At 68.3% G+C, this 12,378-nt stretch carries 12 protein-coding genes; 6 read left to right on the top strand and 6 right to left on the bottom strand.

All coding sequences use genetic code 11. The features are described 5' to 3' along the window. Positions 1-25: 25 nt before the first annotated feature. The gene (ubiA, locus tag Q0082_RS06605) at positions 26-946 is read left to right on the top strand and encodes a 4-hydroxybenzoate octaprenyltransferase (protein ID WP_298191055.1); all 921 of its coding nucleotides are present in this window, start codon (positions 26-28) and stop codon (positions 944-946) included. Here ubiA and Q0082_RS06600 read toward each other — a convergent pair. Beyond that, positions 937-1,317: a VOC family protein gene (locus tag Q0082_RS06600; RefSeq protein WP_298191053.1), complete on the bottom strand. Its 381-nt coding sequence runs from the start codon at positions 1,315-1,317 to the stop codon at positions 937-939. The two genes, ubiA and Q0082_RS06600, sit on opposite strands and share 10 nt — an antisense overlap. Before the next feature lie 89 nt (positions 1,318-1,406). Here Q0082_RS06600 and soxR point away from each other — a divergent pair, with 89 nt between their 5' ends. Then, positions 1,407-1,865 carry a redox-sensitive transcriptional activator SoxR gene (gene soxR, locus Q0082_RS06595; RefSeq protein ID WP_298191051.1) on the top strand — a complete coding sequence of 153 codons (459 nt, stop codon included), beginning with the start codon at positions 1,407-1,409 and terminating at the stop codon, positions 1,863-1,865. Here the strand turns inward: soxR and Q0082_RS06590 are convergent. The 4 genes from Q0082_RS06590 to Q0082_RS06575 all read right to left on the bottom strand — a co-directional run bounded on the left by Q0082_RS06590 (position 1,862) and on the right by Q0082_RS06575 (position 7,610). Beyond that, complete coding sequence (locus Q0082_RS06590; protein WP_298191109.1) at positions 1,862-5,347, bottom strand: AAA family ATPase; 3,486 nt, start codon at positions 5,345-5,347, stop codon at positions 1,862-1,864. The genes soxR and Q0082_RS06590 overlap by 4 nt on opposite strands. Before the next feature lie 62 nt (positions 5,348-5,409). Continuing rightward, entirely contained in the window at positions 5,410-6,171 is a 762-nt protein-coding gene (locus Q0082_RS06585; protein ID WP_298191049.1) for a thioredoxin domain-containing protein, read from the bottom strand. Positions 6,172-6,295: 124 nt separating this feature from the next. Then, positions 6,296-7,012, bottom strand: coding sequence for a thioredoxin domain-containing protein (locus Q0082_RS06580; protein ID WP_298191044.1), 717 nt, complete (start codon positions 7,010-7,012; stop codon positions 6,296-6,298). A 28-nt stretch (positions 7,013-7,040) separates the two neighbouring features. Beyond that, the gene (locus Q0082_RS06575; RefSeq protein WP_298191108.1) at positions 7,041-7,610 is read right to left on the bottom strand and encodes a DciA family protein; all 570 of its coding nucleotides are present in this window, start codon (positions 7,608-7,610) and stop codon (positions 7,041-7,043) included. A 29-nt stretch (positions 7,611-7,639) separates the two neighbouring features. Between Q0082_RS06575 and Q0082_RS06570 the strand changes: the two genes are divergently transcribed. The 4 genes from Q0082_RS06570 to Q0082_RS06555 are packed head-to-tail and all read left to right on the top strand — an operon-like array spanning position 7,640 to position 11,618. Beyond that, positions 7,640-8,701: an A/G-specific adenine glycosylase gene (locus Q0082_RS06570; protein ID WP_298191042.1), complete on the top strand. Its 1,062-nt coding sequence runs from the start codon at positions 7,640-7,642 to the stop codon at positions 8,699-8,701. A gap of 39 nt (positions 8,702-8,740) precedes the next feature. Next, complete coding sequence (locus tag Q0082_RS06565) at positions 8,741-10,015, top strand: serine hydrolase domain-containing protein (RefSeq protein WP_298191040.1); 1,275 nt, start codon at positions 8,741-8,743, stop codon at positions 10,013-10,015. A gap of 5 nt (positions 10,016-10,020) precedes the next feature. Beyond that, a complete protein-coding gene (gene nudC, locus Q0082_RS06560) occupies positions 10,021-10,926 on the top strand; it encodes an NAD(+) diphosphatase (protein ID WP_298191039.1) in 906 nt (301 codons plus the stop codon). Next, positions 10,923-11,618 (top strand): DsbA family oxidoreductase, encoded by a 696-nt coding sequence (locus Q0082_RS06555; protein WP_298191037.1) that lies wholly within the window; start codon positions 10,923-10,925, stop codon positions 11,616-11,618. Before nudC ends, Q0082_RS06555 begins: the two co-directional genes overlap by 4 nt. 204 nt (positions 11,619-11,822) lie before the next feature. On the opposite strand, the gene Q0082_RS06550 is transcribed toward Q0082_RS06555, so the two are convergent. Continuing rightward, on the bottom strand, positions 11,823-12,378 hold a 556-nt coding region (locus Q0082_RS06550; protein ID WP_298191036.1), incomplete at its 5' end, for a hypothetical protein.

Here is a 12,378-nt window from a genome sequence, read left to right as displayed (position 1 = left end):
CAGGCGCGGCGGCTATGCAGCGGTCATGAGTACCACGCCGGAAATCGTCCCAGACACTGAGTACCGCGGCGTGCTCACCGTGCTCCCGCCGACCCTGCGCGATCTCGCATTGCTTGCGCGGTTTGATCGGCCGATCGGGTGGTGGCTGCTGTTCTGGCCCTGCGCCTGGGGCCTGTTCCTTGCGGGCGGAACGGGCCGGTGGGGCATGATCCTGTGGCTCCTCCTTGGTTCCATCGCGATGCGCGGGGCGGGGTGCGTCTATAACGATATCGTCGATGCCGATCTCGATGCCCGCGTGGCGCGCACCGCGGCGCGGCCGATCGCAAGCGGGGCGATCTCGAAGAAGACGGCTTGGGGCTGGCTCTTCGCGCTGTGCGGGGTGGGGCTGCTTGTCCTCCTGCAACTGCGCTGGGAAGCGCAGCTTGTCGCGCTCGGCAGCCTCGGGCTGGTCGCGGCCTATCCCTTCATGAAGCGGATCACCGGTTGGCCGCAGGCGTGGCTGGGCCTCGTCTTCACCTGGGGCGCGCCGGTGGGCTGGATTGAAGTCACCGGTTTTGGCCGGCTGGCGCCCTTGGCCGCGCTCTATGCCGGTTGCTGGGCGTGGTGCATGGCCTATGACACGATCTACGCGCTGCAGGACCGCGAAGATGACGCGATGGTCGGCATCGGTTCCTCCGCCTTGTCGTTCGGCCAGCATGTGCGCTCTGGGGTGATCGGGCTCTATGGCATGGCGATCGCGTGCTGGGCCGGCGCGGTCTGGCTGGTGCGGCCCGATCCGGTCGCGCTGGTGGCACTTGTGCCGGTCGCGCTCCACTTCGCGTGGCAGGCGTTGACGCTCGATACGGCGGACGGCCTCAGCGCGCTCGCGCGGTTCCGTTCGAACCGATTCGCGGGCGCGCTGATGGCGGCGGCGTGCTTCGTTGTGGGCGCGGCCACTCAGCTGTAGCTGACGATCTCCCACTCGATCCCGTCCCAATCGAAGACATAGAATCGGCGCCCCGGTTCATAGTCGCCGTGGTTGAACGGCACGAGCCCGGCCTCGATCACGCACCGCTCGGCGGCGGCCAGATCATCGACGACAAGCCCGATATGATTGAGCGGCTGGCCCTTGGAGAACGGGCCCGGCAAGGGCGCATCTCTCTGATAGAGAGCGATATAGTCGAAATCGGCGCCGAGGTGGATGGTCCAGCCGCCAAGCGCGGAAGGCCCGCGCCAGCGCTCGTGCCAGCCGCAGAGGCGGCTGAGGAAGACGGCTGTGCGATCGGGATCGCTGACGGTGATGTTGACGTGTTCGAGCCGCGCGGCGGGGTTGGTCATGGCAAAACTCCGTTATAGACCTTCTACACGCCAAGCCTTATGCAACCTCAAGCTGACTTGAGGTCAAGGAATTTTTCCGGGGATTCGCGATGCTTGCCAAACCGGCCAAGGGCCGCAACGATCTGGTGCCGATCGGCGTGGTCGCGCAGCGCACCGGGCTCGCCGTCTCGGCGATCCGCTACTACGAGGAGCGCGGCCTGATCGCCTCGGTGCGCACCGGGGGCAACCAACGCCGCTTCCTGCGCTCCGACATCCGCCGGCTGAGCTTCATCCTGATCGCGCAGCGGCTGGGGCTGGGCCTTGCCGAGATCGAACGCGAACTCGCCTCGCTGCCCCACGGCCGCACGCCCACGGTGCTGGACTGGCAGCGCATCAGCCGCTCGCTGCGCGGCGAGATCGACGCCCGCATCCAGCTCCTCACCCGCACACGCAACAAGCTCGACGAATGCATCGGCTGCGGATGCCTCAGCCTCGATCGCTGCCAGCTCTACAACAAGGAAGACCGCGCAGCGGCAGCCGGGCCGGGCCCGCGGTTCGTGCTCGACTAGGCCGGAGGCGCACTCGCCAGCAAACTCTCTGCCCCGCCCAGATCGACGCTGACGAGGCGCGAGATGCCGCGCTCCACCATCGTCACACCGAACAGGCGGTGCATTCGGCTCATCGTGACGGCATTGTGCGTGACGATCAGATAGCGGGTGGTCGTCTCTGCCGCCATCGCATCGAGCAGATCGCAGAAGCGTTCGATATTGGCATCGTCGAGCGGAGCGTCGACTTCGTCGAGCACGCAGATCGGGGCGGGGTTGGTGAGGAACAGGCCGAAGATGAGCGCGACGGCGGTCAGGGCCTGTTCGCCGCCCGATAGCAAAGTGAGCGATTGCAGGCGCTTGCCGGGCGGCTGAGCGAAGATCTCCAGCCCGGCTTCCAGCGGGTCGTCGCTGTCAACCAGCGCAAGATGAGCCTCGCCCCCGCCGAACAGGCGCGCGAAGAGGCGGCGGAAATGGGCATCGACCGCCTCGAACGCTGCCCGCAGGCGCTCGCGGCCCTCGCGGTTGAGCGCGCCGATCGAGCCGCGCAGGCGGTTGACCGCTTCGGTCAGTTCGGCCTGTTCGCTGACGACGGCGAGGTGCTGCGCCTCGGCCTCGGTCAGTTCGGTCGCGGCGACGAGGTTGACTGGCCCCAGTCGTTCGCGCTCGGCGATCAGGCGGTCGTGCGCGGCGGATTCCTCGGGCGCGGCGGCAACATCGCTGCCGGGAAAGCCGATCCGCTCGGGCAGCAGCGGGGGCGGGCACTGGAAGCGCTCGCCGGCGATGCCCGCCATCTCCTGCCGGCGCTGGTCTTCGTTCTCGGCCTTGGCACCTAGCGCGGCGCGGGCCTCGCGCGCGGTGGCGAGCGCTTCGTTGGCGGCGGCCAGCGCCACCTCTGCCGCGCGCGCCTCGGTCTCACTGCGCGCCAGCGTGGTCTCGGCCTCTGCCAGCGCGGCGGCGTAGCGCTGGCGCAAGGCTTCGGCTTCCTCCAGATCGCGCGCGAGGGCAGGGGGCTTGGCGGCAACGATGGCGCGCTCTTCGGCAAGGTCCTCGGCCTGCCCGGCCATCGCGGCGAGGCGGCGAGCCGCGTCACCGGCGCGGGCCTGCCAGCCGCGAATGTCGCTGCGCAAAGCGGTGAGCCGCTCCTTGCCAACCGCCTGCGCTTGCCCGTGCGCGGCAACAGCCGCCATCGCTGCCTGATAGGCGGCGCGGGCGCGGTCGTTCTTCTGCCGCTCGGCCTCCACGGCGGCGCGGCCAGTGGCGGGATCGGGGAGGGCCGAACGGCGCGCATCGGCTTCGGCCAGATCGGCATCGGCAGCCTGGCGCTGGGCGGCAAGATCGGCGGCCGTGCGATCGATCTCCTCGCGCCGCGCCGCAATCCGGGCGCGCGCTGCCTCGGCCTGGTCCAGCGCGCGCAAGGCGCTGCGTTCTGCATCAGCCGCCGCCGCCAGCGCGCGTTCGCCCGCGCTGAGTTCGCCCTGCACGCGGGCGAGCTCGGCCTGCACCCGCGCCAGTTCGCCTTGCGCGGCGCTGCTGGCGGCCTCGGCCGCTTCGGCGGCGGCGCGGCGTTCGGGAAGCGCGGCTTCCAGTTCGGCGAGACGGTTCTCGGCGGCGAGGATCGCCGCCTCCGCGCCGCCCTCGCCGCGCGCGATGAAGCCGTCCCAGCGGCGGAGATGACCTTCGCGGGTGACCAGCCATTCGCCCGGGGCGAGCGGCTCGCCGCTGTCTTCATGGGCGAAACGCACCAGTGCAAGGCGGGCTGCCAGCTCGGGCGGGCACTTCGTCACGTGGTGGATCAGCGCATCGGTGCGCGGGGTCGGGGCTTCGGCGCCGGTCCAGAAGCGGCCGTCTCCGGGCGGAGCCGAGCCCAGCGGAGCCGCCGCATCGCGCCCCAGCACGGCAGCCAGCGCGCGCTCATAGCCGGGCGCGGCCCGCGCGGCACCCAGCGCGCTTGGCCCCTTGCCGGTGCGCGCCGCTTCTGCTTCGCGCGCCGCCTTGTCGCGAGCGAGCGCCGAGCATTCGCGTTCCAGCCCGACGAGGTCGGCGCGGGCGGCGGCAAGCTCGGAGGACGCGGCCTCGCGCGCGGCGGCAAGGCGCTCGCGCTCTGCCGTCAGTCGCTCGCGGTCGGCGGTAAGCCGCTCGCGCGCTTCGCCAACGTCGGCCAATGCTGCGGCGGCTTCGGCGCGGCGCGCCTCGGCAGCGGCCATTGCGAGCGCCGGGTCCGGTTCGGCTTCCAGCGCGCGCCGGGTTCCCGCAAGCCGCGCGTCCTCGCCATCGAGCCGCGTCAGGCGCTGGCGGGCAGCCGTCAGCGCCGCCTCCGCGACGCGCCATTCCGCCTCGATCCCGGCCTGCTCGGCCACCATCGCCGCGAGCGCCAGTTCGGCCGCACGTGCCGCCTGCTCGGCGGCGGCTTCGGCGGCCCTGAGCGCGGGTCCTTCGGCGGTCTGGGCAGCGAGCGCAGCTTCGGCGGCGGCGAGATCGGCTTCGAGACGCGTCAATGCCTCGGCGGCGTCGCGGGTCAGGCGGTCGGCCTCGCTGCGCTCATCCTCGATGCGGCGGATCTGGCGGTCGATATCGGCAAGGCGCTGGGCCGCCGCCTCGGCCTGCGCGGTCAGCGCAGCGATGCGCTGGCCTTGCGCGGCGGCATCCTGCCTCCGGTCGAACAGGGCATCGCGGGCAGCGCTCTGGGCAGCTGCGGCGTTGTGCTGGGCTTCCTGCGCAGTGCGGGCAGCGGTCTGTGCTGCGGCAACCGCGTCCTCCGCGCGGACAGCCGCGGCGCGGGCCGCTTCGGCGGCGGCGGCAGCATCGCGCCAGCGTGCGAAGATGAGGCGGGCCTCGGCCACGCGGATGCGTTCCGAAAGCTGCTTGTAGCGCTCCGCCGCGCGCGCCTGCCGCCGCAGCGCGCCGACCTGCGCTTCCAGTGTAACGATGAGGTCGTCGAGCCGGGCAAGGTTGGTCTCGGTCGCGCGCAGCTTGGTCTCCGCGTCCTTGCGGCGCACGTGGAGCCCGGCGATCCCGGCGGCTTCCTCCAGCATCGCGCGGCGCTCGGCGGGCCGCGCAGCGATCACGGCGGCGATGCGGCCCTGGCTGACAAGTGCGGGGCTGTGGGCGCCGGTCGCGGCGTCGGCAAATACCAGCGCGACGTCCTTGGCGCGCACGTCGCGTCCGTTGACGCGGTAGGCGCTGCCCGCGCCGCGCTCGATGCGGCGGACGACTTCAAGCTCGCCGCCGAACGGCCCGGAGGGGTCGGTCTCGGCCGAGAGCATGACTTCGGCAAAATCGCGCGCGGGCCGGCTGGCGGTGCCGGCGAAGATCACGTCTTCCATCCCGCCGCCGCGCAAGCTGCGCGCAGAGCCTTCGCCCATGACCCAGCGGATCGCTTCCAGCAGGTTGGACTTGCCGCAGCCGTTGGGGCCGACCACGCCGGTAAGGCCGGGTTCGATGCGCAGTTCGGCAGGTTCGACGAAGCTCTTGAATCCGGAGAGCTTCAGCCGCGTGAACTGCATCGGCACCCGGTCTGCCATGCTATCCGCCCCCGAACTGCATGGCCCCTGTCAGCGCGCGCCCATCAACGCGCGCCGGCCTGCTTCAGGATCGGCTCGAGCGCGTCCCAGGTCGCGACTTCGACGTTCTTCCCATTGACCAGGAAGGTCGGCGTGCCGGTGATGTTGAAGGTGTCGCCTGCCTTGGACGTGTCGTCGGCCAGCTTGGTCGCCGTCTCGCTCTTGGCAAGGCACTGCGCGGCCTGATCCTTGGCGATCCCGCGCGCCGCGAAGAAGTCGATCAGCCCGCCGCGCTCGCCGATTGCCTTGAAGATCTGGTTCGGCGGCAGATTGGCGGCCTGAAGCTGCGCGCCGATCGGCTGCAGCTGGTCGAAGATCGTCTTCTGGTTCGAATAGACCTGCTCGGTCAGCGCAAAAAAGCTTTCGGGCGCGCCGCAGCGGGTCAGCATCGCCATCGTCGTATCGTAGGGATCGCGCACGAAATTCCGGAACTCGAAGCTCACGGTGCCCTTGGCGACATAGTCGTCACGCAGGTGCGGGAAGCCCTTTTCCTCGAACTCGGCGCAGTGCGGGCAGGTCAGCGAGCCGTACTCGATCACCTTGATCGGCGCATTGGGATTGCCCATCACATAGCCGCCTTCGGGCGTTGCCGAAACGACATCGGCCCACGCCTTGCCCGCCGGTGGCGGCACGGCATTGAGCGGCGCGCCAGCGGGGCCTGCCGCAGCGGCATCGTCCTTCTTGCCGCAGGCGGCGAGCCCCAGCGCGAGCGGAAGCGCGATGAGCGCGAGAAGAAGGCGGCCGGGCGTGAAGAGCTTGGTCTGCATGGGATCAGGTTTCGCTTCGCTCGTGAAAGACAAGACACAACGGTGGTGCTAGCCGATTGGCTGGCGGGATTGAAGGGCCGCCAGCCAGCGGCCAGTGGATTATAGGCCGCGGATTATCGCCCGCTCAGCGCAGACGTGCTTCGATCTGCGGCTTGAGCGCAGCCCAGGAATAGGTTCCGCTCAAAGGAACGCCATTGAGCAGGAAGCTCGGCGTGCCGTTGACGAAGTCCTTCTCGCCCGCTTCCTTGGTGTGCTGAGCGAGGCGTTCGGCCAGCGCCTTGTCGGCAAGGCAGCGATCAAGCTGCGGACGGTCGTAGCCGCGCGCTTCCATCAGCGAATAGAACCCGAGGTCGCTGGCAATGGCGCGGGTGCGCGCGCCGAAATCGGCGTTCGACCAGCGCGCCTTCTGCCCGTCGCTCAGGTTGGCGAGCGGGGCCATCCACGTGGTCTGGTGGCGCAGAAACGCGCTGTGATTGCCGAAGAACTTCGATGCCGGGCCGCAGTGGGTGAGGAGCGCGGCGGTGAGGTCCACCGGATCGCGCACGAAGCTGCGCACCTCGATCGAGCCCTTGCCGCCCGAGATGAAGCCGATCCGCAGTTGGGCATCGGATTCCTGCTCGAAATGGGCGCAGTGGGGGCAGGTGTAGCTGATATACTCGACGAGCTTCACCGGCGCATTGGGATTACCGAGCAGGTGGCTGTCGAGCGGGGTGCGGGCAACGACGGTGTTCCAGTTGACCTTGGCGGCGGGCGGCGGCGACGTTCGCGCGGGTTTGCTCGCGGCCGTGAGCAGCGCCGCGCCGCACAGCGCGACCAGCAGCAGAGCCAGGTTCTTCATCATCTTGGCCATCGTCAGTCTTGCTTCCCGCCTAATCAGTTCCATTCGCATCACCGAGGCTGCGCGCCAGCGATTCCAGCACCGTACGCAGCTCCGGGTCGCCGATATCGCGCAGGCTGTCGCCGAGTTCCACAGGAATCGGCTTGAGCGAAGGCGGTGCGGTCCGGAGCGGGCGCTGCGCCTCTGTGGCAGCTGGCGGCTGAACCGCGCCTTGCCGCAGCTTGATCCGTGCCACTGCCCTGTAGCCGAAGAACTGGTTCACCCGCTCGATGATCTCGGGGATCACGTGCTGGATCAGCGGGGCGTGGGCTGGCGTTACCACCAGCTGCAGAATGCCCTCGGCTTTCTCGCCGGGGGGGAAGCGGATCGATTCGGGCGCGCAGTGGCGGGCATGCGCGGCCCCGACGATCTCGCCCCAGCGCGAGACGACTGAGCTTTGTACGAAGCCGAAGCGGCGGAACGCGGTGCGCCCGATCGTGGGCATGAGATCGGCAATCGCGCGCGCCTCGCCGCCGCGCGGGCGCTCGTAAGTACGCGGCGCTGCGGCGGGCGCAGCGGCCTTCTTGGCGCTTTTGGGAGGGGAGGGCGGATCGCGTTCCATTGTCGCCGCCGCCATGCCATAGCCGCGCCATGCAGGCCAGTGGCGAGAGCGTTCGGATCGGGGATGGCAACAGCGTGTCTGCCGCGCTGCTGGACTGGTATGATGTGAATGCGCGGCGCCTGCCGTGGCGCGCGCTGCCGGGCGAGCCCGCGCCCGATCCCTACCGCGTGTGGCTGTCCGAAGTCATGCTGCAGCAGACCACCGTTGCAGCGGTGCGGGCCTATTATGCGAAGTTTCTGGACCTCTGGCCAACGGTCGAGGCGCTGGCTGCGGCGGAAGACGCCGATGTCATGGCCGCGTGGGCCGGCCTTGGCTACTATGCCCGTGCGCGCAATTTGCTCGCCTGCGCGCGCGAAGTGGCGCGGCGCGGCGGATTTCCGCGCACCGAAGCGGCCTTGCGGGAGCTTCCCGGGCTCGGCGCCTATACCGCCGCAGCCGTCGCCGCGATCGCCTTCGGGCAGCGCGCAGTCGTTGTTGATGCCAACGTCGAACGCGTGGTCTCGCGCCTCTTCGCAATAGCCGAGCCGCTGCCGGGCGGGCGCACCGCGATCCGCGCCGCCACGGATACGATCACTCCGGACCGTCGCGCGGGCGATTTCGCGCAAGGCTTGATGGATCTCGGCTCCTCGATCTGCACGGTGCGCGCGCCCCGCTGCTTGCTCTGCCCGCTGGCCGATCACTGCACCGCGCGCGCGGCGGGCACAGCGGAGGCTTTTCCGGTCAAGGCGGCGAAAAAGGCAAAGCCCACGCGCACCGGCACTGCCTTCTGGATCGAGCAGGACGGCGCGGTGCTCCTCGTCCAGCGCGAGGGCAAGGGCATGCTCGGCGGGATGCGCGCGCTTCCTGATGATGGCTGGTCGGCGCGGGCCGATGGGCATGGCACACCGCCGGTGGCCGGGGATTGGCGCGATGCCGGCGTGGTCCGCCACGGTTTCACGCATTTCGATCTCGAGCTGCAATTGATGCTTTGCGCAAGCGCCGATTGCGCTAGTCTGCCAGCGGGAGAGTTCTGGCTGGTCGAGCACGTCGAGGCGGCGGGATTGCCCACGGTTTTTGCCAAGGCCGCGCGCCTGGCGCTCGCAAACAGGTAGTCCATGCAAGATCAGACGCTTCTGCTTTCCCGGCGCTCTTTGCTGCGGTCTGCGGGCTGGCTCGGCGCAGGCCTTGCCGGCTCTGGCCTCATCCCCGCGCGGCTGCTCGCCCAGCCCTCGGCCGAGGAAATGTACCCGGCGCTGACCAACCTCGTGTACGAATATGTCGCCTCGGGCCGGCTTCCCGGCGTGGTCGCGGCGCTTGGCTGGGGCAGCGATGCGCCGATGCAGATCGCACGCGGCACGATGGCGTTCGATTCCGCCGTGCCCGTCGATCTCGATAGCCTCTACCGCATCTATTCGATGACCAAGCCGGTCACCGGCATGGCGGCGATGCTACTTGTCGACGAGGGCAAGATCGGGCTCGACCAGCCGATCAGCGATTTCCTGCCCAAGTTCGCGCAGATGCAGGTGCAGGTGACGCCCGATGGCTCGATCACCGATCTGAAGCCCGCGCAGACCGCCATCACGCTGCGCCACCTCCTCACGCACACCGCGGGCCTCGGCTACTCGATCATCCAGAAGGGCCCGATCAAGGAGGCCTACGAGGCCGCCGGGCTGGTGCCGGGTCAGGCCTCGCGGCTCTCGATTCCCCCCTTCAGCGGGGTGAAGACGGTGCCCAGCCTCACCGAGTTTGCCGACAAGCTCGCCGAAATGCCGCTCGTCTACGAACCCGGCACGCGGTGGAGCTATTCGGTCGGCCTCGATCTCGTCGGACGTGTCATCGAAGTCGTGTCCGGGCAGAGCTTCGATGCCTTCCTCGCCCAGCGCATCTTTGGTCCCTGCGGCATGGCGAGCACCGGTTTCCAGGTGAGCGCCGCGCAGGCCCCGCGCCTCACCACCAACTATATCGTGCATGATGGGAAGACCGATCCGATCGATCCGGGGGCGACCTCGGTCTATCTCGATCCGCCCGCCTTCCCCTTCGGCGGCGCGGGCCTTGTCAGTTCCCCTCGCGATTACGACCGTTTCCTGATGATGCTTGCCGGTGGCGGCACGATCGGCAGCACCCGCGTGATGAGCGAGGCGGCAGTCCGCCTCGGCACCAGCAACCTCCTGCCCGCCAGCACCGATATCTCGGGCACCTGGGTCGAAGGCGCCGGCTTCGGCGCGGGCGGGCGGGTCGGCCTCGGCGCGGATGCGGGCACCTTCGGCTGGTCGGGCGCGGCGGGCACGGTGGGCTTCGTCAACACCCGCGTCGGCCTGCGCGCGGGTCTGTTCGTCCAGTTCATGCCCTCGTCCGCGCTGCCGATCCCCGAGGAATTCCCCAAGGCGGTGCTCACCGATATCTCGGCCATGAAGAAAGCGGCGTAACCACGATGCTCTACCGTCCCGATCCCCCGATTTCCTTTACCGGCGCCGTGCTCGACCGCGCCGACCACATCCGCGCCGACGCCGACAAGCTCGCTGATCTCATGAACTGGCGTGCGCGCCTGCTGCGGCTCGACGGGCTCGATCCGGTAATCGGCGATGATGGCACGCTCGTCTGGGGCACGCTCGCCGATGCGGGTGAACACGACGAACTCATTTTCCTCGGGCTCGACGAAAGCGGCCGCGCCTGCTTCGCCCCCGTCTCCCCCGCCAACAAGGGCAACCCCGGCCCCGCCAACCCGCGCCTCTGGGGCGCGATGGCCTCGCTCCCCGCCGGCGATCTGGCGACCTACGGCGGCGCCCGCGCGCTCGTCGATTGGCATGCCCGCCACCGCTTCTGCGCGCGCTGCGGCTATGCCACCAAGCTCGGCAAGGGCGGCTGGCAGCGCAAGTGCGTCAACATGGATTGCAAGGCCGAGCATTTCCCCCGCGTCGATCCCGTCACGATCATGTCGGTCGAATGGGAAGGCCAGCTCCTCCTCGGCCGCCAGCCGCGCTTCCCGCCGCGGCGCTACTCGGCACTCGCGGGCTTCGTCGAACCGGGCGAATCCATCGAGGAAGCCGTGGCCCGCGAAGTCTTCGAGGAAGCGGGCGTGCGCGTCCGCGATGTGCGCTATGTCGCTTGCCAGCCCTGGCCGTTCCCCTCCTCGCTGATGATCGGCTGCCACGCCTATGCCGATGATCCCGCGATCACCATTGACGCAACCGAACTCGACGACGCGCGCTGGTTCACGCGCGACGAGGTGGTCTACGCGATGGAAGCCCTCAAGACCGGCGCCGAGGACGGCGCCTTCATCGCCCCGCCGCCTTTCGCGGTGGCCCATCACCTCCTGAAATGGTGGATCGAGCAATGAGCAAACCGGCAGCAGTCACCGTCGATATCTGGTCCGATGTCATGTGCCCGTGGTGCGTGATCGGCCATAACCAGCTCGAAACCGCACTTGCGGGCATGGAAGGCGAAGTCACCGCCACCATCCGCTTCCACCCCTTCGAACTCAATCCTGACATGCCCGAACAGGGCGAGGAAAGCGCCGCGCACATCCAGCGCAAATACGGCCGCACCCCCGATCAGGCCGCCGAAGCGCGCGGCCGCATGTCACAAGCCGCCGAAGCCGCCGGCTATTCCTTCCAGTACACCGGCGAAGGCGATCCGCCCCCCGCGATGATGTGGAACACGCGCCTCGCCCACCGCCTCCTCGTCCACACCCTGCGCGAACACGGTGCAGACATGCAGGTCAAACTCAAGCGAGCCCTGTTCGACGCCCACTTCCAGCAGCGCCGCCGCATGAACGACCCCGCCGTCCTGACCGACATCGCCGCCTCCGTCGGCCTCTCCCGCACCGAAGCCGCCGCCGCGCTGAACGATCCCGAAATCGACGCCATCGTCGAAGCCGGCGAACAGCAAGCCTGGGACTGGAACATCAGCGGCGTCCCCGCGATGATCATCAACGGCAAATACATGATCCCCGGCGCGCAGGACCCCGCGACGTATGCCAACATGCTGCGGCGGGTCGTGGCGAAAGAAGCGGCGCTGGCGGCTGGGTAGGGGGGAAGGGGCCTCTCGCTCATCCTGAGCTTGTCGAAGGACGGGCGACCTCAAGCCTCCGGCGGGCAAGGGCCATTGCCCTTGCATCCCGATCCTCTCCATTTTTGCGCAGCACAAATGGGGAGGTGGCAGCGCGAAGCGCTGACGGAGGGGTGGTTTGGGTGACTATTGTACGTGTCACCCAATGCCCGAATAGCCAAATGGCTATTCGTTGTACCAAAAGCTGTCCGTTTGCTCACCGGAACCAGCCAGGAGACGCTTGACAGTCGCTATGCTGCCAAACGCTTCTACAGGATCGAAGGCCTGCTGGCGCAGCATGTCAACCGGCAAGTTCGCACTATTGATTTCTTGCGTCACGGTATTCATGCGTTTGTTAAACTGCTTCAGAACAAACGCGTGCGCTACCGGTAGCATTCGCTCCAATCTGCTAAATGTATCAAGGTGAAAGCTCGTCTCATTCGATGACGACGCGAGCCTCCAATAACCTGACGGATGGCTGACCGCAAAAAGCAACTGTTTGTGCCAAGTGCGGCCAACTGTTCTGTGTTCTGGGTTTACGTGAGCAACAGCTTGGTTCCGCAATTCAATCAGCGTTTGGTGGTCGCTCCATTCAGGGTCTGACAACTGCGACCGCTCAAGGCTAGAGCGGTTTTCGACCGTTATGAATCGCTGGGGATTCCCATCGTCGTAGATCTCTGATTCAGAGTCCGTACTGGTGAAGGAGGCCAGCATGGATGGGTCAGCCTTTATCGATGGATCT

The sequence above is a fragment of the Novosphingobium sp. genome, assembly GCF_027489515.1.
Classification (GTDB): domain Bacteria; phylum Pseudomonadota; class Alphaproteobacteria; order Sphingomonadales; family Sphingomonadaceae; genus Novosphingobium.
Note: the sequence above shows the minus strand (reverse complement) of the source record. Positions and strands in the feature narration are given on the sequence as shown.